This window comes from Paracoccus ravus (genome assembly GCF_004522175.1).
Classification (GTDB): Bacteria; Pseudomonadota; Alphaproteobacteria; order Rhodobacterales; family Rhodobacteraceae; genus Paracoccus; species Paracoccus ravus.
Genome location: NZ_SDEB01000010.1, coordinates 49,793 through 70,224 on the forward strand (window position 1 = coordinate 49,793; position 20,432 = coordinate 70,224).

Annotated in this window: 18 protein-coding genes; 6 read left to right on the plus strand and 12 right to left on the minus strand. The window is 65.5% G+C overall.

Annotation, left to right across the window (positions count from 1 at the left end):
• Positions 1-13: 13 nt before the first annotated feature.
• The 5 genes from ESZ60_RS10075 to ESZ60_RS10090 form a co-directional block, all read right to left on the minus strand.
• Positions 14-1,051 (minus strand): AbrB family transcriptional regulator, encoded by a 1,038-nt coding sequence (locus ESZ60_RS10075; RefSeq protein WP_167620107.1) that lies wholly within the window; start codon positions 1,049-1,051, stop codon positions 14-16.
• Positions 1,048-1,518, minus strand: a complete 471-nt coding sequence (locus tag ESZ60_RS20735) for a tripartite tricarboxylate transporter TctB family protein (RefSeq protein ID WP_167620108.1) — start codon at positions 1,516-1,518, stop codon at positions 1,048-1,050. The genes ESZ60_RS10075 and ESZ60_RS20735 overlap by 4 nt, the downstream gene beginning before the upstream one ends.
• Positions 1,515-2,534: a tripartite tricarboxylate transporter substrate binding protein gene (locus ESZ60_RS10080; protein ID WP_209021279.1), complete on the minus strand. Its 1,020-nt coding sequence runs from the start codon at positions 2,532-2,534 to the stop codon at positions 1,515-1,517. The genes ESZ60_RS20735 and ESZ60_RS10080 overlap by 4 nt, the downstream gene beginning before the upstream one ends.
• Before the next feature lie 25 nt (positions 2,535-2,559).
• Positions 2,560-4,056 carry a tripartite tricarboxylate transporter permease gene (locus tag ESZ60_RS10085; protein ID WP_134680453.1) on the minus strand — a complete coding sequence of 499 codons (1,497 nt, stop codon included), beginning with the start codon at positions 4,054-4,056 and terminating at the stop codon, positions 2,560-2,562.
• Between the two features lie 149 nt (positions 4,057-4,205).
• Positions 4,206-5,594, minus strand: coding sequence for an FAD-binding oxidoreductase (locus ESZ60_RS10090; RefSeq protein ID WP_134680454.1), 1,389 nt, complete (start codon positions 5,592-5,594; stop codon positions 4,206-4,208).
• A gap of 151 nt (positions 5,595-5,745) precedes the next feature.
• Between ESZ60_RS10090 and ESZ60_RS10095 the strand changes: the two genes are divergently transcribed.
• The 4 genes from ESZ60_RS10095 (at position 5,746) to ESZ60_RS10105 (ending at position 8,920) form a co-directional block, all read left to right on the plus strand.
• Positions 5,746-6,633 (plus strand): NAD(P)-dependent oxidoreductase, encoded by an 888-nt coding sequence (locus ESZ60_RS10095; RefSeq protein WP_134680455.1) that lies wholly within the window; start codon positions 5,746-5,748, stop codon positions 6,631-6,633.
• Between the two features lie 93 nt (positions 6,634-6,726).
• Positions 6,727-7,131, plus strand: a complete 405-nt coding sequence (locus ESZ60_RS10100; protein WP_167620109.1) for a hypothetical protein — start codon at positions 6,727-6,729, stop codon at positions 7,129-7,131.
• 295 nt (positions 7,132-7,426) lie between these two features.
• Positions 7,427-7,600 carry a hypothetical protein gene (locus ESZ60_RS20740; RefSeq protein ID WP_167620110.1) on the plus strand — a complete coding sequence of 58 codons (174 nt, stop codon included), beginning with the start codon at positions 7,427-7,429 and terminating at the stop codon, positions 7,598-7,600.
• A gap of 135 nt (positions 7,601-7,735) precedes the next feature.
• Complete coding sequence (locus tag ESZ60_RS10105; protein ID WP_134680457.1) at positions 7,736-8,920, plus strand: PQQ-dependent sugar dehydrogenase; 1,185 nt, start codon at positions 7,736-7,738, stop codon at positions 8,918-8,920.
• 27 nt (positions 8,921-8,947) lie between these two features.
• On the opposite strand, the gene ESZ60_RS10110 is transcribed toward ESZ60_RS10105, so the two are convergent.
• The 7 genes from ESZ60_RS10110 to urtA form a co-directional block, all read right to left on the minus strand.
• Complete coding sequence (locus tag ESZ60_RS10110; RefSeq protein ID WP_134680458.1) at positions 8,948-9,277, minus strand: FmdB family zinc ribbon protein; 330 nt, start codon at positions 9,275-9,277, stop codon at positions 8,948-8,950.
• Positions 9,278-9,334: 57 nt separating this feature from the next.
• Entirely contained in the window at positions 9,335-10,564 is a 1,230-nt protein-coding gene (gene fmdA / locus ESZ60_RS10115; RefSeq protein WP_134680459.1) for a formamidase, read from the minus strand.
• Positions 10,565-10,585: 21 nt separating this feature from the next.
• The gene (gene urtE / locus ESZ60_RS10120) at positions 10,586-11,275 is read right to left on the minus strand and encodes an urea ABC transporter ATP-binding subunit UrtE (protein WP_134680460.1); all 690 of its coding nucleotides are present in this window, start codon (positions 11,273-11,275) and stop codon (positions 10,586-10,588) included.
• Positions 11,276-11,285: 10 nt separating this feature from the next.
• Positions 11,286-12,035: an urea ABC transporter ATP-binding protein UrtD gene (gene urtD, locus ESZ60_RS10125; protein ID WP_209021280.1), complete on the minus strand. Its 750-nt coding sequence runs from the start codon at positions 12,033-12,035 to the stop codon at positions 11,286-11,288.
• 8 nt (positions 12,036-12,043) lie between these two features.
• A complete protein-coding gene (gene urtC / locus ESZ60_RS10130) occupies positions 12,044-13,177 on the minus strand; it encodes an urea ABC transporter permease subunit UrtC (RefSeq protein WP_245155653.1) in 1,134 nt (377 codons plus the stop codon).
• Positions 13,178-13,187: 10 nt separating this feature from the next.
• The gene (gene urtB / locus ESZ60_RS10135; RefSeq protein WP_134680462.1) at positions 13,188-14,114 is read right to left on the minus strand and encodes an urea ABC transporter permease subunit UrtB; all 927 of its coding nucleotides are present in this window, start codon (positions 14,112-14,114) and stop codon (positions 13,188-13,190) included.
• Positions 14,115-14,209: 95 nt separating this feature from the next.
• Positions 14,210-15,475, minus strand: coding sequence for an urea ABC transporter substrate-binding protein (urtA, locus tag ESZ60_RS10140; RefSeq protein ID WP_134680463.1), 1,266 nt, complete (start codon positions 15,473-15,475; stop codon positions 14,210-14,212).
• A gap of 206 nt (positions 15,476-15,681) precedes the next feature.
• On the opposite strand from urtA, the gene ESZ60_RS10145 reads away from it, so the two are divergent.
• Positions 15,682-19,011, plus strand: coding sequence for a hybrid sensor histidine kinase/response regulator (locus tag ESZ60_RS10145; protein WP_134680464.1), 3,330 nt, complete (start codon positions 15,682-15,684; stop codon positions 19,009-19,011).
• On the plus strand, positions 18,971-19,918 hold the full coding sequence (locus ESZ60_RS10150; RefSeq protein ID WP_245155654.1) for a response regulator: 948 nt from the start codon (positions 18,971-18,973) through the stop codon (positions 19,916-19,918). The genes ESZ60_RS10145 and ESZ60_RS10150 overlap by 41 nt, the downstream gene beginning before the upstream one ends.
• The last annotated feature ends 514 nt before the right edge of the window (positions 19,919-20,432 follow it).

Sequence of the window (20,432 nt, forward strand, 5' to 3'; positions counted from 1 at the left end):
GTGTGGAATTGTATCAGGACGTGAGCCGCCGGTCATGGCGGTCGAGCATGCGGATCAGCGGCCGCGCCAAGGGCATCAGCAGAAAGATCCGCACCACATGCGCTGCCGTGACAAGGGCCACGTCCTGGTGCAGATATTGCGCGGTCAGGGCCATTTCGGTCACGCCGCCGGGCGCCATGCCCAGAATGGCCGTCTCCCAGTTATGGCCGCTCAGATGCGCGATGAGCAGCGCCGCGCCGGAGGTCAGCGCCAGCAGCAGGACGGTGCCGAGCAGGGAAATGACCATCTCGGCAGCCGCACCGCGAAACAGATGCATCTGAAAGGTCGAGCCAAGCCAGGCGCCAAGCAGGATCTGCGCCCCGGCCAGGATCGGGGGTGGGTAATGCGGCAGGTCCAGCCCGCAAGCCGTCACCGCCGAAGTGATTGCAAGCGGTCCGAGGAAATAGGGATTGACCCAGCCAAGGGCGCGAAAGATCTGTCCGCTGGCAAAGGCCAGCACAGCAAGAAGGGGTAGCAGGGCGGGGTTTGCGACCGCATGGAAAATGCCAGGATCGGCCTGGGGCCGCCCGTCGATGGCGTAAAGCAGCAGGGGCACGGTCACGACGATGGCGGCGATGCGCAGGGTCTGGGCCATGACCACCGGCGCAGGGGGGATGCCGCAGCTTTCGGCGATGATGGCGGCCTCGACCGGAGCGACGGGGAATGTCGCCAACGCCATGCGCGACAACCGCGCCCCGGCTAGCCGGGCCTGAAGGACCGACAGGCAGAGCGCAAGGGCCGCCGTCAACCCCGCCATGCCGAGCAGAAGCGGCAGCGCCCCAAGCACGGCCTGAAGCGCCTCGCCGGTGAAGGACAGCCCCACGGTCGAGGCGACCACCGCCTGACCATAGGGCCGGGTCCGGACCGGCAGCGGCTTGGCAAGGACACCGCTCAGCGCCAGAGTCGCCGTGGTCAGCAGCGGGCCGATCATCCAGGGCAAGGGCAGCCCAAGCCATGCGCAGGCCCAGCCCGTCATCCCGCCCAGAAGATAGATCGCCCCCAGCCCTATCACGGAAGCGGCAGCCCCAGCAGCCGCTGGAACAGCAGCGTTGCGATCAGCCACAATGCAATGCCGGTCGCTGCGGCGCGCAGCCAGCGCCGTTCGCCTTGGAACAGGAGCGTCAGCCCGGCGGCTGCCAGCGCCAGGGACGAAGCAAGTCCAAGCAGCGGCACCGCGGCCATGGCCAGAGCAAATATCGCGAAACTCGCCAGGGCGCGCGGGGCGGCGGTGAATTTCCCCGCCACGCCGGGAAAGCCGCCGCGCAGCGTGAAGAAGAGGTAGAAACCGGAACAGACCAGCCCAAAGACGCCGATCTGCTCGGGCAACGCGCCGGGGCCGTCATCGCCGCGCGAATGGCCTTGGGGCAGCGCGGTGGCGAGCGCGAGAAAGACGCCGCTCGCGACGAGACACAGACCGCCCGTCACAAGCTCGCTGACCGGAATCCTCCGGCCAGCGTCGGTATCGGGACGCGGGGTCAATTGATAAGACCGGCGGATTGCAGGAACTCGCGCTGTTCCTCCAGATCCTTTTTGGTGCGCTCGGTGAATTCCGCCTCGGTCCAGTTCGGGCTGTCCTGGAACTGCTCTTCCTGGAATTTCTTCCAGTCCTCCGAGGCGGTCACCTTGTCGATCGCCGTCTGGATCGAGGCCACGACCTCATCGGGCGTGCCCGCCTTGACCGCGATGCCGCGCCAGATCGCGCCCTCGATGTCGAAGCCCTGTTCCTTGAAGGTCGGCGCATCGGGCAGGAAGGGCGAGCGTTCCTCGGTGGTCACGCCCAGCAGGCGGATCTCGCCGCTTTTCACCTGCGACAGCCCGGTCGAGGGCGTCATCATCGCCGCGTCGATATGCTGGCCCAGCAGGCCCAGCGTGACCTTGCCCGAGGCGTCATGCGGGATCCAGCCGCTCTCGAAACCGCCCTGCTTCATCATCTGGTAGAGCATGTATTGATGGAACCCGCCCGAGGAATGGCCGCCGACCTTCAGCCCGTTCGGATTGGCCTTCATGTGATCGACGAAATCCTGCACGTTCTGGAACGGGCTGTCCTTGAGCACGGCCAGCGACGAGGGCTCGGATTGCATCGCGCGCAGAAGGCGCAGGTCATCGAGCTTGAAGGGGATCAGGCCCTGCGCGATGCCGAAGGTCAGCGTGCCCGTCAGCACGAGGATGCTGTAGCCATCGGCGGGCTGGGTCACGATCTGCGACAGCCCGACCGCGCCGCTGCCGCCGGGGCGGTTGTCGATCTTGACGGTCCAGCCGGATTCCTTTTCCAAAAGCTCGGCCAGCTTGCGGCCATAGGTGTCGAGCGCCCCGCCCGCGCCCGACCAGACGACCAGCGTCACGGGCTTTTCCGGGAATTCGGCCGCGGCGGTCTGGGGCAGGGCGGTGCTTGCCGCCACCAGGGCAAAGGTTGCGACGGCGGCCTGCAATAGGCCGCGCAGGCGCTGGTGCAGGGGCTGGCGTGGGGGCATCTTGCCGGTTTCGGCAGGTTTCATGTGTCTCTCTCCCTTTGGTGATTTTTCATTCGGTGACGACGCTGCGGGCGCGGCGTGCGCGCCATGCCCGGCGCAGTGGAACCAGCACGCTGATCAGGCTGAGGATCAGGAACAGAAGGCTGATCGGGTCCGTTACAAAGACCGAGTAATCCCCCTGAGATGCCACCAGCGCGGTGCGGTAATTCGACTCGATCAGATAGCCCAGCACCATGGCCAGGATCACCGGCGCGACCGGGAAATCGAGCTTCTTCATGCCGTAGCCCAGCAGGCCGAAGCCCAGCGTCATCCAGACATCGAACATGAGGTTGCGGATCGCGAAGGCGCCGAGAATGGCGAAGGCCATGATCCCCGCCGCAATCACCCCGTCGGGCAGACGCACGGTCCGCGCCAGGATCGGCAGGAACAGCGAGCCGACCAGATACTGCACGATCGAGGCGATGATCACGCCGAAGAGGATCGCATAGACCAGGCTCGGGGCCTCGGTGAAGAGCTGCGGACCGGGATGCAGCCCGTGCATGATCAGCGCGCCCATCATGATCGCAGTGGTGGGCGAACCCGGAACCCCCAGCGCCAGCAGCGGCACCAGCGCCCCGCCGACCGTGGCATTGTTCGAAGCCTCCGGTGCCGCGATGCCATTGGGCGCGCCCTGGCCGTATTCCTGCGGTTCGGGGTCGCGGGCGCGGGCATAGTCGCGCGCCACCCAGCAGGCGATATTGCCGCCGACGCCCGGCAGGATGCCCAGCAGCGTGCCGATCACCGAGCCCGAGATCATCGCCCTCCAGGTGCGCCGCCACAACTCCAGCGACATGAAGACATGACCGACGCGCTCCTTGACCTGCGGCACGGCGCGGGCGTGTTTCTCGGCCAGGGCCATGGCCTCGGAGACCGCGAAAAGCCCGATCAGCGCGGCAAGGAAGGGCACGCCCTCGTAAAGCTCGAACTGGCCGAAGGTGAAGCGCGGTGCGCCCGTGATCGGGTCGATCCCGACCGTCGCCAGCGCAAGACCCAAGGCCGCGCCCAGCAGGCCCTTGACCAGCGAGCCGCCCGACAGCGCCGCGACCGAGCTCAGCCCGAAAAGCCCGACTGCGAAATATCCCGCCGGTCCGAATTGCAGGGCCAGTTTCGCCAGCGGCATGGCCAGAAGCAGAAGGGCCAGCCCGCCAAGAATGCCCCCCACCGTCGAGGCGGTCAGCGAGATCGAGATTGCCTCATTCGCGCGGCCCTTCTGGGCCATGGCATAGCCGTCGATCGCCGTGGCCGCCGCCGCCGCCGTGCCGGGGGTCGAGAGCAGGATCGCGCTGATCGAGCCACCATATTCCGCCGAGGTGTAGAGCGAGATCATCAGCAGCATGCTGAGTTCGGGCGACATGGAATAGGTAAAGGGGATGAGCAGGCTCAGCCCGATCGAGGGCCCCAGACCCGGCAAGGCCCCGATAACAATGCCCAGAAGCGCGCCGACCAGCAGCACCGCCACCCCGGACAGGCTGAAGATCACCCCCAGCGACTGAAGGATTCCATCCATCCGTTCTCTCCCGAATTCCCGGGCCCGGAATTGCGCAAGGCGCAAACCGGACCTCTCCTCTTGCTCCTTTTGCGCATCCGGCGCGGGCAGGACAATTCAGAAACGGCCCGCGTCGGATAACGAAATGCTATAGGGATCCGGCAGGCACGTCAGACGATCTTGCCGGGGTTCATCCGTCCCTCGGGATCGACGGCGGCGATCAGCGCCGCCATAAGCTGCCGCTCGGTCGCGCCGCGCAGCCGGTCGGCCAGCGCGACCTTGGCCTGACCCAGCCCGTGTTCGGCCGAAAAGCTGCCTCCCATCCCGGCGGCAAGGTCATAGACCAGTCCGGAAAGCGCGCTTTCGCGCCCGTCGAAACCCGCGCCGGGCGGTGGCGACAGGTTGAGATGGACATTGCCATCGCCCAGATGTCCAAAGGGATTGACCCGGACCCCCGGCAGGACGGTTTGCAACCCGGCTTCGATTCCGGCCACGAATTCTGCGAGCCGGGCCACCGGCACGGCGATATCATGCTTGATCTGCGGCCCTTCCAGACGCTGGCCCTCGGGCATCTCTTCGCGCAGCCGCCAAAGCGCCGCGCGCTGCGCGTCGGAGGCGGCGATCGTTCCATCCAGAACCTCGCCAGCCTCGAAGGCGGATTCGATGAGATCGGCCAGAACCGCCTCGGGATCGGCGCAGTTGCTGGCGCTTGCCAGTTCCACCAGCAGGTAATACGGGCCTCTCGCCTGGATCGGGCGGCTCAGCGTCGGCAGGTGGCGCAGCAGCATCTCGAGCCCCGTCTCGCAGAAGAACTCGGTCGCGGCCAGCATGTCCCCGGCGTCGCGGCGTAGGTCTGCGCCGAGTTTAAGCGCCGAGCGCAGATCCGCCACGGCAAGCAAGGCCGAGGCCCTGACGCGCGGAGCGGGATGCAGGCGCAAGATGGCGCGCGTGACCACGCCCAGACGCCCCTCGGCCCCGCAGAACAGCTTGCGCAATTGCAGCCCGGTATTGTCCTTGATCAGGGCGCGCATCCCGTCCCAGACCGATCCATCGGGAAGCACCACCTCCAGCCCGAGCACCTGCGCCTCGATCATGCCATGGCGCGCGGCGAGGCTGCCGCCGGCATTGGTCGCGATCAACCCGCCGATCTGGGCGCTGCCTTCCGAGCCCAGATGCAGCGGAAACATCAAGCCGTGATCCGCGACCGCGTCATGCAGGCGTTGCAACACCAGCCCGGCATCCACGGTCGCGGTCATGCCGATCGGGTCGATCTCGTGGATCCGGTTCATCCGGGCCAGCGACAGGATGATGCCGGGCCTGCCCGCCGAGATCACGCTGCCGCCATTCAGCCCGGTATTGCCGCCCTGCGGCGTGACCGTCAGCCCCAGCGCGCCGGCAAGGCGCAGCACCGCCGCGACCTCTGGGGTCGAGCAGGGCAACGCCACGCCCAGCGGCGTCTCGCCATGCCGGTCCAGCCAGTCGCGGGCAAAGGGTCGCATCTCTTCGGGGGTTGAACGCCAGCCCGAAGGCCCCAGCAATTCCAGAAACCGATCGCGCATCTTTCGTCTCCCCTCGTCAGAACCGTCCCGCTTCTGACCCTCGGACGGGCGAGGAGCAATTCCGAAGCGCGTCCAATGTCATAAGCGCGAGCTATGGCCGCTTGGCTTGCGGCGGGCTTGCGCTAGGTCTGGACCAAACCGGAGGACATGCATGGAAGATTTCGACACAATCGGGCAGGGCATTGCCTTTGTCGGCTTCGGCGAGGCAGCCGAAGCCTTTGCCACGGGCTGGGGACAGGAACTGGCGGGCCGGGCGCGGGCATTCGATCTCAAGCTTTGCGATCCCGTCGCCGCGGCGCTGCCGCAGGCCCGCGCCGCCCGCGCAGGCGTGACGCTTGCCTCGGATCGGGCCGGGGCGCTTGCCGGGGCGGGGGCGGTGTTCTGTCTCGTGACCGCCGACCGCGCGGTCGAGGCCGCGACCGAGGCCGCCGAATTCCTCGCGCCGGGGACGCTTTGGTTCGACGGCAACAGCTGCTCGCCCGGGGCCAAGCGGCGCGCGGCGGCGATCGTCGAGGCAGCGGGCGGGCGCTACGTCGATGTCGCGATCATGGCCCCGGTCCATCCCAAGCTGCATCGCACGCCGCTTCTGATCGCGGGCCCCCATAGCGGCGATGCCGCGCTTGTGCTGGCCGCGCTGGATATGCAGGCCAGGATCGCGGGCAATGCGGTGGGCGACGCCTCATCGATCAAGATGATCCGCTCGGTCATGATCAAGGGCATGGAGGCGCTGACTGCCGAATGCCTATTGGCCGCACGCCGGGCCGGGGTCGAGGCGCAGGTGCTGGCCTCGCTGCAGGCCTCGAATCCGGACATCGAATGGCCCCGGCAGGCGGCCTATAACCTCGAGCGGATGATGGTCCATGGCCGCCGCCGCGCCGCCGAAATGCGCGAAGTCGCCGCCACCCTGGCCGAGCTGGGCCTGCCCAATGCTCTGGCCAGCGCGACGGCGGATTGGCAGCAGCGCATCGGCGATGCTGAACTGCCCGCGGGCGACGAGGTCTTTGCGACCCGCGCCGATGCCATCCTGAACAGGCTCTGATCGCCCTGCGGCGGGTCTGGTCCGAGCGGGGCCGGTCCCGTCATTTTTTCCTCTCAGGCATGGCGCGCGAAACCCGATTGGCCTCTCCGGGGCATGCGCGCGCGGGCGTTCAGGCAGACAGGCGCGCGAGGCGAAGAAGGCGGCATCCGGCGCGATCCGCGCAATGTGGCCTCGGTGGAACATGCCTTCCAGAGGATTCGCGAGGAATTCGGCTTGATCTCCTGCATCTTGGTCAGCGCCGGGATCAACATGCGCTTGGGCCGTTGGCCTCGCTCCCGACCCACGGATGCGCGAACAGGTCGATACGACTTCTATCAGCGCCTTCAACGTCGTTCAGGCCGCGGCCAATCGCGCCGAGGATGGCGGCGCGATCATCGCGCGGACAAGCTCGATGATGCGACTTGCGCCGCGCGGCTATCGGCTGAAAGGCGTGGCCGCCTGCCGCTCGAAACCGGTCTGTTCCGCGCCGCCAAGGACAAGGCGGCGCTGGCGCGTTAACCGCGTCGGCCGAGGACGTCGCTACCATCATCGCCTTTTTTGCCTCGGACAAGGCCAGCCGGATCGCGGATCCGATCATGAAGAGAGATGGCGGATTGGTCTGAATGCAGGCGCTCCCCCAGACCCCGGCCTCGCCCTTTTCGCGCAAGATCCGTATGGCGGCGGCGGAACGCAGCGTGACGCTGCGGCCGGAGGGCCCGCGCCCCTGTTTGCGCTGTTCAGCCCTACCTTGCCCCCGCAGACCCCGGCGGGGTATTGCTGGTCGGACCCGCGCGTAGGGTCTGGGCTGGGGGGAATGACCGTCTTCCGGCCGCTCGCGCTCGTCGCGGCCAGCGGGCTTGCGCGTGAGGCGGCAGACCCGGAGGCGTTGCGCCTGACGCTGGCCCTGCATCTGGGATCTGCCCTGACCTTTTTCTTCTACGGCTTTGCTCGAGGATGGTGCATGGGTTTTTCCGTCTGGCCGCAGTGATCCTCAAAGAGCAGGCAAGGGTCCGCGCAGTTCTGGGCGACCGGGGAGGCGGCACGGAGAGTTGAGCCCAGCCGCGCAGCTTTTCCGGCTAAGCTCGACCTGAGCCCGGCCCGATGCCCGCAGAGGAGAGTTGCGATGAAGGTTCCGTTCCATGCCGCCCTTGTCTGCGCAATTCTGCCTTGCGCGGCCTGCGCTCAGGAGTTCAATGAAAGCAGACCGAACGCGCCCGATCAGGCTCCGGCCTTTGCCGGGCAGACACGCGCGAAGGAAGTGCCCTCGCAGGATCTGCGGCGCGAGGTCGTGGCCCAAGGACTGAACGAGCCCTGGGGTATGGACCAACTGCCGGACGGGTCTTGGCTGGTCACCGAAAAGCCTGGACAGATGCGGCTGGTGGCACCGGACGGGTTGGTCTCGGAACCGATCGCGGGTCTTCCCGAGGTCGATGCGCGCGGGCAGGGCGGGCTGCTGGACGTGACCATCGGTCCTGGTTTTGCGCAGGATCGCCGGGTATGGTGGAGCTATGCCGAGCCGCGCGGTGGCGGGCGCAACGCCACCGCCGTCGCCACGGGCAGCCTGTCTGCGGATGGCGGGCGGATGAGCGATGTCCGGGTCATCTTTCGTCAGGAGCCGGCCTGGAACTCGACCAGCCATTTCGGCTCGCGGCTTGTCTTTGGTCGGGACGGGGCCTTGTTCGTCACCACCGGCGAGCGCTCGCAGCCCGAGCCAAGGCAATTGGCGCAGGATGTCTCGACCCATCTGGGCAAGGTCCTGCGCATTGCGCCCGAAGGGGGGGCGGCCTCGGGCAATCCGGAGATCAGGGGCGGCCGGCCCGAGATCTGGTCCTATGGGCATCGCAATCTGCAAGCGGCGGCGCTTGGACCGGATGGGGCGCTCTGGACCGTCGAGCATGGTCCCAAGGGGGGCGACGAATTGAACCGTCCGGAGGCCGGCAGGAATTATGGCTGGCCGGTAATCACCTATGGCATGGATTACAGCGGCAGCCCCATCGGTCAGGGGCTGACCGCGCAAGCGGGCATGGAGCAGCCGCTTTACTACTGGGACCCGGTCATCGCGCCAAGCGGTCTGACCTTTTACGCGGGCGAGATGTTTCCCGACTGGCGAGGCGATGCCCTCATCGGGGCCCTGGCCGGGCGGGCGCTGGTGCGTCTGGACCTTGAGGGCAGCCGCGTTCTGGGCGAGGCACGCTATCTTGAGGGTCAGGCCCGCATCCGGGATGTCGATACCGCCGCGGACGGGGCCGTCATGGTCCTGACCGATTCCGAGAATGGCGCGCTTTGGCGTCTGACGCCGGCGCAATAGGGATCGTTCCGGCTGCGACGTCCGCGGCTAATGCGAAATCATCCAGGGCCGCTTGGCCGGGAAGCTCTTTGATCCGTCGGGGCGGTGCAGCGTGCCCGAGGGATTCTTTTTCGCGCCGCCCGAACAGCAGGAGCAGCCCGCGCCATGTGACCGGCGGGGGCTGTCCGCGCTGCGCTCGTTGGTGGCATGGGCGCGGCGGCGGCCGGCATCCATATTCGCAAGCAGCGGCGCGGTCAGCATCGCCCGGCGCGCCGGCCCGGCGCACCAGGGGCAGTCATGCGGCTTGTCGAAATCGGCCATCGAGGCATAGGCCTCGAAAGAGCCGCATCCGGTGCAGATATAGTCGTAGGTGGGCATCGGTAGCTCCGCAGCAAAGTGGTATCGGCCGGAGGCAGCGCCCCCGGCCGGCAAGCATCACAGATCGGGCGCCAGCGGCACGTCGACCGAGCCGTCCAGCATCTTGGTGGGGCCGTTCACATTGGGCTTGAGGTCGAAATCGAAGATGTCAGTCGGCAGCCAGAGCGTCGCGCAGGCATTCGGTACGTCCACCACCCCCGAGATATGGCCCTGCACCGGTGCGGTCCCGAGGATCGCGTAGCCCTGCGCGCCAGAATAGCCGAATTTCTTCAGGTATTCGATCGCGTTCAGGCAGGCCTGGCGATAGGCGATATGGACGTCGAGGTAATGCTGCTTGCCGCCCTCATCGACCGAGATCCCCTCGAAGATCAGGTAGTCGTCATATTTCGGAACGATCGGCGAGGGTTTGAAGATGGGGTTTTTGATGCCGTATTTCGACATGCCTTCCTTGATCAGGCTGACCTTCAGATGCAGCCAGCCGGCCATCTCGATGGCGCCGCAGAAGGTGATCTCGCCGTCACCCTGGCTGAAATGCAGGTCGCCCATCGAAAGGCCCGCGCCGGGGACATAGACCGGGAAATAGATCGTCGACCCGCGCGACAGGTCCTTGATATCGCAATTGCCGCCATGCTCCCGCGGGGGGACGGTGCGCGCACCCTCGGCGGCGGCCTTTTCGCGGGCCTCGCCCTTCATCGCGCCCATATGGGCGGCCTTGGTGGTGGGCAGGTTGGCGAGGCCCGGCACCCGCGTCGGGTCGGTGTCGAACAGGTCCTTCTCGCGCGAGTTCCACATGTCCAGCATCTTGCGATCGGGCAGGCAGCCGATCAGGCCGGGATGGATGAGACCCGCATATTTCACGCCCGGAACATGGCGCGACTTGGTGAACATGCCGTGGAAGTCCCAGATCGACTTCTGCGCCTCGGGGAAATGCTCGGTCAGGAAACCGCCGCCATTCTGCTTGGAAAAGAAGCCGTTGAAGCCCCATTGCATCTCTTCCTTGGCGCCGATGTCGAGGATCTCGACCACCAGCAGGTCGCCCGGCTCGGCGCCCTTGATGCCGATCGGGCCCGACAGGTAATGGACCTGTTCCAGTTCCACGTCGCGCACGTCCGAGGCGTCGTCGTTGTTCTTGATCTGGCCGCCGGTCCAGTCATAGCACTCGATCTTGAACTCGTCGCCGGGCTCGACCCAGGTCACGATCGGGATGTCGGGATGCCAGCGGTTGTGGATCTTCTCGTTGGTGAGCGGGCTCTCGGAAAGATCGACGGAGATCAGGGTATCGGCCAATTGAAAACTCCCTTTTGGCTGTCAAACGGATAGGAAACGGGCGATTTTCGCCTCGTCGATGCCGTCGCGGGGCGCGTCATGGACGATCTCGCCATTCTCGATGACCATCACGCGGTCGGCGACATCGAGCGCGAAGCTCAGCACCTGTTCGGACACGATGATGGTCAGCCCGCGCTCGTCGCGGATGCGGCGGAGCGTGCGGGCCATCTCGCGGATGATCGAGGGCTGGATGCCCTCGGTCGGCTCGTCGAGCAGCAGCGCCTTGGGATTCGAGGCCAGCGCCCGCGCGATCGCCAATTGCTGCTGCTGGCCGCCGGACAGGTTGCCGCCGCGCCGGTTCTTCATTTCCAGAAGCACCGGGAAGAGCTCGTAGATGTCCGAGGGCACGACCTTTTCGCCGGTGACGGTCAGGCCGGTCTCGACATTCTCCTGCACGGTCATGGCGGAAAAGATCATCCGGCCCTGCGGCACATAGGCGATGCCCGAGGCGACGCGCTCATGCGGCTTCATCGCCGTGACGTCCTTGTCATCGACCCGGATCGCGCCGGATTTCGTGGGCACGATCCCCATCAGGGTCTTCATCAGCGTGGTCTTGCCCATGCCGTTGCGGCCCATGATGGCGACGATCTGGCCCTTGGGCACGGACATGGACATGCCGTGCAGGATCTCGCTTTCGCCGTAAGCCGAGCGGAGTTCCGCGATATCAAGCATAAGTGCCCCCTCAATGGCCCAGATAGACTTCGATGACCTTGGGATCGGCCTGGACATGGGCCATCGAGCCTTCGGCCAAGAGCTTGCCCTGGTGCAGGACGGTGACCCGCGTCGCGATGTCCTCGACGAATTTCATGTCATGCTCGATCACGATCACCGAGCGGTCCGCGATGATGCGGTTCAGAAGCTCGGCGGTCTTGACGCGCTCGGCCACGGACATGCCGGCGACCGGCTCGTCCAGCATCAGAAGCTCGGGGTCCTGGATCAGCAGCATGCCGATCTCGAGCCATTGCTTCTGGCCATGGCTCAGATAGGCCGCCTTTTCCTGCAGATGGTCCTGCAGGAAGATGATCTCGGCGATCTCGGCGATGCGGTCGCGCACCGCCTGATCGCGGCGAAAGGCCAGCGCACCAAAGACCGAATAGCCGCGCGGATAGGAGATCTCGAGATTCTCGAAGACCGTCAGATCCTCATAGACCGAGGGGTTCTGGAACTTGCGCCCGACGCCGGCATGGACGATCTGGTCCTCGCGCATCTTCAGAAGCTCCTGCCCCTTGAACTGGACCGAGCCGCCGGTGGCGCGGGTTCGGCCGCAGATCAGGTCCAGCACGGTGGTCTTGCCCGCGCCGTTCGGGCCAATGATGACGCGGCATTCATTCGGCTCGACATAGAAGTTCAGACCGTTCACCGCCTTGAACCCGTCGAAGGAGACGGTCAGATCCTCGACCGTCAGGATGAAAGCGTCTTTCGTTTCGGACATGGCGGCACTCATTCGGCTGGCTGCGGGGCAGAGGGGCGGGGTTTCAGGCGCGCGAAAAGCGGCTCGACATGCTGTTTCCAGACACCGGCAAGCCCGTCGGGAAAGACCAGCACCACGGCGATGAACAGCGCGCCCATGCCGAATTGCCAAAGCTCGGGGAAGCTTTCGGAAAAGCTGGTCTTGGCCCAGTTCACCAGAAGCGTGCCCCAGACCGCGCCAAGGATCGAATTGCGCCCGCCGACGGCACAGAAGATCACCATCTCGATGGACGGCACGATCCCGACGAAGCTGGGCGACATGAAGCCGACCTGCAGCGTGAACATCGCCCCGCCAATGGCCGCGAAACCCGCGCCGAGGCAGAAGACGAAGATCTTGAACGAAGCCACGTCATAGCCCGAGAAACGCACCCGGTCCTCGCGGTCGCGCATGGCGATCAGGATACGGCCAAGCTTCGAGCGCCGGACGAATTGCGCGAGCGCGAGGCAGGCGAAAAGCAGCCCGCCATTGACGAAATACAGCGCCGTCTTGGCCTCGTCGGTGCGGATGTCCCAGCCCTTGAGCGTGCGCAGGTCGGTAATGCCGTTGACGCCGCCGGTATAGCCCTGCTGGCCGATGATCAGGATGGTCAGGATCGCGGCCACGGCCTGGGTGATGATCGAGAAATAGACCCCGCCCACGCGACGCCGGAACATGGCCGTGCCGATGATGAAGGCGAAGATCACCGGAACCGCGACGACCGCGAAAATGGTGAAGCTCAGCGAGTGGAAGGGCTGCCACCAGCCGGGCAGCGCCGTGATCTGGTTCCAGTCCATGAAATCCGGAATGCCGGGGGTGGACTGGATCTTGGTGGCCTCGGGCGTGGATGCTTCAAGCTTCAGGAACATCGCCAGCGCATATCCGCCCAGCCCGAAGAAGACCCCTTGCCCAAGGCTCAGGATGCCGCCCGCGCCCCAGCACAGCACAAGGCCCACCGCGACAAAGGCATAGGTCAGGTATTTGCCGAAAAGGTTCAGCCGGAACGGGTCGAGCGCCAGCGGCAGCAGCACGAAGATCAGCAGCGCAAGCGCCACGGCCCCCATCGCCTCCGTCCGGTTCAGAAAGCGCCCGTCGCGTCCGGTCGCCATAGCGGGAAATTCGGTCATGGCTCGCCCTTCACTTGCGCAGTTTCAGGGCGAACAGGCCCTGTGGCCGGACCATCAGGATGCCGACCACCGCAAGCAGGGTCAGGACCTTGGCCATCGAGCCGGAGAGGAAAAACTCAAGGATCGACTGCGCCTGGCTGATCGAGAAGGCCGAGGCGATGGTGCCGATCAGGCTGCCCGCGCCGCCGAAGACGACGACCAGGAAGGTGTCAACGATATAAAGCTGCCCCGAGGTCGGCCCGGTCGAGCCGATCATGGTGAAGGCCGCGCCGGCGACTCCGGCGACGCCGCAGCCGATGCCGAAGGTCAGCCGGTCGGTGCGCTCGGTATTGATCCCCACGGCATCGGCCATGACACGGTTCGCGACCACGGCGCGGACCTGCAAGCCCCAGCGCGAGCGGAACATCAGCACATAGATCGCGGCCGAGATCCCCATGGCCAGCGCCATGACGAAAAGCCCGTTGATCGGCACCTCGATGGTGTCTGTCAGCGGCAGCGAACCCATCATCCATTGCGGGATGGTGACGCCCACTTCGCGCGCCCCGAAGACGGTGCGGAAAAGCTGCTGCAGGATCAGCGACAGGCCCCAGGTCGCCAGGAGCGTGTCCAGCGGCCGCTTGTAGAGCCTGCGGATCAGCGCCCATTCGACGACCATCCCCAGCGCGCCCGCGACCACGAAGGCCAGCGCCATGGCGAGAAAGAAGTAGATGCCGAAAAGCGCGGGCAGATAGGTCTCAAACAGGCGCGAGACCAGATAGGTCACATAGGCCCCAAGGATCATGAACTCGCCATGGGCCATGTTGATGACGCCCATCTGGCCGAAAATGATCGCGAGACCCAGCGCCATCAGCACAAAGACGGAAAACAGGATCAGGCCGGCAAAGCCCTGCATCGCGAAAATCGACACAAGCTCGCCCCAACTGTAATCGGCGAACATCGCACACCTCCGGGCGCATATTTCGGGAAAGTCGCCGGGTCATCAGACCCGGCGTATCTGGCCGCGCAGAGAGGGACCGCGCGGCCGGAATGTGCTTATTGATAGCCTTCGGGGAAGGGATCGGGTTCGACCAGATCGGCGGTTTCGAACACGACCTTGTATTGGCCATCGGCCTGCGCATGTCCCACGCGGGTCTTGGACCAGAGATGGTGGTTCTCATGGACCTTGACGTAACCCTCGGGAGCGGTGGCAAGCTCGATGCCGGGGCTGGCTTCCTTGATCTTGTCGATGTCGAAGCTGCCGGCCTTTTCGACGGCGGCCTTCCACAGCCACGGTCCCAGATAGGCCGCCTGGGTCACGTCGCCGATCACCATGTCCTCGCCATAGGCAGCCTTGAAAGCCTTGACGAACTCGATGTTGTTCGGGTTGTCGAGCGACTGGAAATATTTCATGCAAGCATAGGCGCCGTCGATATTCTCGCCGCCGATGCCGCGGATCTCGTCCTCGGTGACCGAGATGGTCAGCAAGAGCGGCTTTTCCTTGGTCATGTCGATGCCGGCGGCTTTCAACTGCTTGTAGAAGGCCACGTTCGAGCCGCCGACGACGATGGCATAGATCACGTCGGGCTTCTTCAGCTTGATCTTGTTGATGACCGAGTTGAACTGGGTATGGCCCAGCGGGTAATATTCCTCGCCGACAACCTCGAGGCCCAGCTTCTCGATATGCTTGCGGGCGATCTTGTTCGAGGTGCGCGGCCAGATATAGTCCGAACCCAGCAGATAGAAGGACTTGGCGCCCTTGGTCTTGGTCACCCAGTCGATGCCCGCGATGATCTGCTGCGTGGCCTCCTGACCGGTATAGATGACGTTCGGGGATTCCTCGAGGCCCTCATAGAAGGTCGGGTAATAGAGCATCCCGTTATACTGTTCAAAGACCGGCAGCACGGCCTTGCGGCTGGCCGAGGTCCAGCAGCCCATGACCGAAGCGACCTTGTCGTCCACCAGAAGTTTCCGCGCCTTCTCCGCGAATGTCGGCCAGTCGGATGCGCCATCCTCTTGCACGAAATTGATCTGCCGCCCGAGGACGCCGCCTTGCGCGTTGATCTGGTCGATGGCAAGTTTCTCGGCCTGGACAGATCCGGTTTCCGAGATCGCCATGGTTCCGGTGACCGAATGCAGAATGCCGACGGTCACGTCGGTATCGGTGACCGCAAGCCCCGTGGTGTTCACCGTCGCGGTGGGAAAATCCTGCGCCCGCAGCCCCTTGGGCAGGAAAAGTGAGGCGGAGAGCGCGGCCGAGGCGGCCAGAAAGGCGCGGCGCGACGGCGCGCCCAAGGGGGATGTCGGGGTCTTTTCGGTCATGGAAAGCTCCTGTCTCGGGGGAGGTCTGTGGCGCGCGAAACGCCGTCCTTCGCCAAGACTGGGCCGGAATGCTGCACTGCGACATACGTCATCTGACGTATTCAGTTGCGCAATTTTCCCCCTAAGCTAGGGGTTGGGAAGATTACGCCGCACCGCGGAAAACCGTGGGCGACATGCCGGCAAGTCCGGCGGACAGGGAAAACAGGATGATCACGGCCTTTCAGGCGACGCGCGAGCGGCGGCTCTATAGCCGCTGGGTCGCGAATGAGACCATGGAGGATTTCGCCCTGCGCTTCACCGCGCGGCGGGCGCGCCGCTGGACGGCGGGGCGGGTCGCGAATGCCGCGCTGGGGTCGATCTCGTTTCTTGCGCTCGAGGCCATCGGGGCGGCAATCACGCTGAACTGGGGTTTTGATATCGCGCTCATGGCGATCCTCTGGGGCGGGCTGATCCTGTTCGTCACCGGCCTGCCGATTTCCTATTACGCGGCCCGTTACGGGGTCGATATCGACCTGCTGACGCGGGGAGCGGGCTTTGGCTATTTCGGCTCGACGATCACCTCGCTGATCTATGCCAGCTTCACCTTTATCTTCTTCGCGCTTGAGGCCGCGATCCTCGGCATGGCGCTGAATCTGCTTTTCGGGATACCGCTTTCAATCGGCTATCTGATCTCCGCGCTGGCGGTCATCCCGCTGGTCATCAACGGATTTTCCAAGATCTCGGCCTTTCAGGCACTGACCCAGCCCTTGTGGATCGTGCTGCATGTGCTGCCCTTTCTGCTGCTGGCCTTCGCGGGACATGATCTGTCCGGCTGGACCGGTTTCCACGGCCGGATCGAGGTCGCGCCAGACCGGTCGGTGACGCCGCTGATGGCCTTTGGCGCGGCCTCGGGCGTGGTGCTGGCCCTGATCGCGCAGATCGGAGAGCAAGTCGATTACCTGCGCTTCCTGCCCGAGCCCCAGACCGCGCGCGAGCGGCGGCGCTGGTGGGTCGCGCTGGTCGCGGCGGGGCCGGGTTGGGTGATCCTGGGGACGGTCAAGATGCTCGCGGGCTCGTGGCTGGTGACGCTGGCGCAAAGCGAGGGCGTGGATTTCAGCCATGCCATCGACCCGACTGCGCTCTACCATGCCGCCTATGCCCTGGTGATCCCCTGGCCGGGCCTTGCGCTGCTGCTGACTGGCCTCTTTGTCATCCTGTCGCAACTCAAGATCAACGTGACCAATGCCTATGCCGGCTCGATCGCCTGGTCGAATTTCTTTTCGCGGATCACCCATGCCCATCCGGGGCGGGTGGTCTGGCTGTTTTTCAACGTGGCGATTGCACTGCTCTTGATGGAACTGGGCGTCTTCGCGGCGCTCGAGGGCACGCTCTCGGTCTATGCCCATGTCGCCCTGGCCTGGATCGGGGCGCTGTTCGCCGATCTGACGATCAACAAGCCCTTGGGGCTCTCGCCCAAGGGGGTGGAATTCCGGCGGGCGCATCTTCATGACGTCAATCCGGTCGGGTTGGGGGCGCTGACGGCGGGCACGCTGGCCGCGTTTCTGGCCCATGCAGGCCTGTTCGGCCCGGAGGCGGGGGCGCTTTCGCCCTTTGTCGCGCTGCTGGTCGCGATCGCGGCCGCGCCCCTGATCGCATGGGGGACGGGGGGGCGCTATTACGTGGCGCGCCCCACGCCCGACATGCCGCAAGGGTTGATCACCTGCTGCCTGTGCGATTACCGCTTCGACCGCGAGGACATGACGGAATGCCCCTTCTATGCGGCGCCGATCTGCTCGCTCTGCTGTTCTCTGAATGCAAATTGCAACGATGTCTGCAAGCCCCATGCCAAGTTGGGGCAAATGACCCGCAGCCGCGCCGAGGCCATTCTGCCCGCGCGGATCACCCAGGCATTGCGCGGGCGACTGGCCAGGTTTCTGGGTGGCACGGGCATCGTGACCGGCGGGGTTGCGATGCTGCTCTGGATGATCCGGCGCAGGGCGGGCGAGCCAAGCCTCGATCCGCTGCTCGGGGTGATCCTCGCATCCACGATGGTGGCTTCTGGCGTGGCGGTCTGGCTGTTCCTGCTGACCCGCGAGGCGCGTCTGGCGGCACAACGCGACACCGAACGCCATGCCGAACGGCTTTTGCGCGAGATCCGCGCCCATGAGCGGACGGATCGCGCCCTGCAGGAAGCCAAGGAAAAGGCCGAGGCCGCCAATCTGGCCAAGACCCGCTACATGGCGGGGATCAGCCATGAATTGCGCACGCCCCTGAATGCGATCTATGGCTATGCCCAGCTTCTCGACGCAGATCCGACCCTTCCCGTCGGGCGGCGCGAGGCGGTGCGCGCCATCCGCCGCTCGAGCGAGCATCTCGCCGGGCTGATCGAGGGTCTGCTCGATATTTCCAAGATCGAGGCCGGGCGGCTCGAACTGAACCGCACCCGAGTCCAACTGCCCGACCTGCTGCGCCAGATTACCGACATCTTTCAGGAAACGGCGCGCGAAAGGCGGCTCGAATTCGTGATCGAGCGCATGGGAATGCTGCCCGAATGGGTGCTGGTCGATGAAAAGCGCCTGCGCCAGATCGTCATCAACCTGCTGGCCAATGCATTTCGCTACACCGACCGGGGACGCGTCACGCTGCGCATCGGCTGGCGCAATCAGGTTGCCACGATCGAGGTCGAGGATACCGGCATCGGCATCGCCCCCGAGGATATGTCGCGGATCTGGAAACCCTTCGAGCGCGGAAGCAACATGACCCGCCACGGCTCGGGGCTGGGGCTGACGATCACCCGGCTGCTGGTCGATATCCTGGGCGGCGAGGTCTCGGTGATCAGCACGCCGGGCCGCGGCAGCCTGTTCCGGCTCAAACTTTACCTGGCCGAAACCCGCGACATACCGGCGCAGACAAACCCGGTCGGCCCGGCTGTGGCCGAACCTGCCGACGGGCGGCTGCGGCTCTTGATGATCGTGGATGACGACCCGACGCATCTTGCGCTGATGGAAAGCTATCTGCGGCCGCAGGGCTTCAACACGGTGCTGTTCGCGGGTGCCGCGCCCGCCATGGAGGCGCTGGAGGACGTGACGCCCGACCTCTTCCTGATCGACGTGGACATGCCGGGCATGAGCGGCTGGGACTTTCTGCAATGGCTGCGCGGCAATGGCCACGCCGCGACGCCGGTCGTCGTCCTGTCGGGCCATGCGCTGGAAGCTCAGTCCGGCGCGCCCGAGATCCCGTTGCATGACGCCTTTATCGCCAAGCCCTGCATCCTCGACGACCTGCGCGCAAGGATCGACGATCTGCTCAAGATCGAGCGGCGCGCGGCAGCCGAGACGGAGCCTTCTGCGGCGGTCGCGCCGCCGCGCCGCGCCGATCTCGCGGCGCTGCGCGAATTGGCGCGGATGGGCCGGCTGCGTGACCTGCATCTTCGGCTGGCCGCGCTCGCGCTTCCCCCGGATTTGTCGCGGCCATTGCGGGATGCACTGGCCGAAGTGGATTTTGAAAGGATCATGGATGTTCTTGACGATTACGCGGCCCTGCAAGATGCCGGTTGACGAGGAAAGCCGCAGCATCGCTTTGGTGGTCGATGACGATCCGGCCTCGCTGATGATGGTGGCCGAGGCCGTCGAGCAGGCCGGAATCACCGCCATGGCCGCCCGCGACGGCGAGGCGGCGCTGCGTCTTGCGGGCCGGGTGACCCCGGATGTCGTGCTGATGGACGCGGTGATGCCGGGCCTTGACGGTTTCCAGACCTGCCGGCTTCTGAAATCCCTTCCGGCCGCATCGGCGGTGCCGGTGATCTTCATGACCGGCCTTTCCGCACCCGAGCATATTCTGCAAGGCCTGCGCGCGGGCGGCGTCGATTACGTCACCAAACCGCTGAACCTGGACGAGCTGATCGCCCGGCTCGGGGTGCATCTGCTCAATGCCCAGAAGCTCGCCGGCGCGCGGCGGGCGCTTGATGCCAATGGGCGGGCCGTGGCCGCCTTTTCGACCAGCGGAGACCTGGCCTGGGCATCGCCCCGCGCACAGGACCTGCTGACGCTTCTGCCCGAGGGCTGGCGCGATGCCTCGGGCGGCGCGGCGCAAGGCGAATTTCGGACATGGCTCCAACAATTGCGGCAATTGCCCTTGTCGCAGGTGCGCAAGCTGTCCTCGGCCTGGCTCGAGATCAGCTATATCGGCAAGGGTGGCGGACAGGAGCTTTTGCTCTCGATCCGGGACCGGCGCGAAAGACCGGGCGAACAGGTGCTGTCCCAACGCTTCGGCCTGACCGAGCGCGAGGCCGAGGTTCTGTTCTGGCTGACGCAAGGCAAGAGCAATACCGATATCGGCGGCATTCTGGGTCTGAGCGGGCGCACCGTCAGCAAACATCTCGAGCAGGTTTTCGAGAAGATGGGCGTCGATAACCGCACATCCGCCGCCGTTCTCGCAGATCGCACCATGTCCGACGGGCGCTGACGCGCCGAAACCCTTGGGGTTTCCATCGGATGCGATTTTCATGCTTGGAAGGGTCGAGCCATGTAGGAGCGCTGATGGAGGGCGCCGCCGTGACGCAACGGCGCGGCTTAGGTCGTTCCGCGATCCTTCGCGTTGAAGCGCGCGCAAGATCGTAGCGGTAGGATCTTCGCCCAGAGCCCTACCAATGACCGCCGGGCATGTCACGGCAAGCTCCTCCGCGATCCCCACATGGGCGACCCGGTCGAGCGTTGCCGTCGTGCCTACTGGAAGACCGAGCAGGCCTGCCTGCGCGCCTGCGCCATGAGCGCCCGCCCGCACTGTCGCGTGTCTGCCTGTAGCCTTGTTCCTGCCGAGAAAGGCCGCCGCGCCGAAACCTGAATCCGCCGCGCTTCAGCCCGTGACGACCAAAATCATGCGCCAGATCCGCGCTCGGTGCGCGGGGGAAGGCTAAGCTCGCCCGTGCAGCCTCGGACGCGGCGCGGGAACATGCGTGCCGATGAGATGGCGTTTGCCA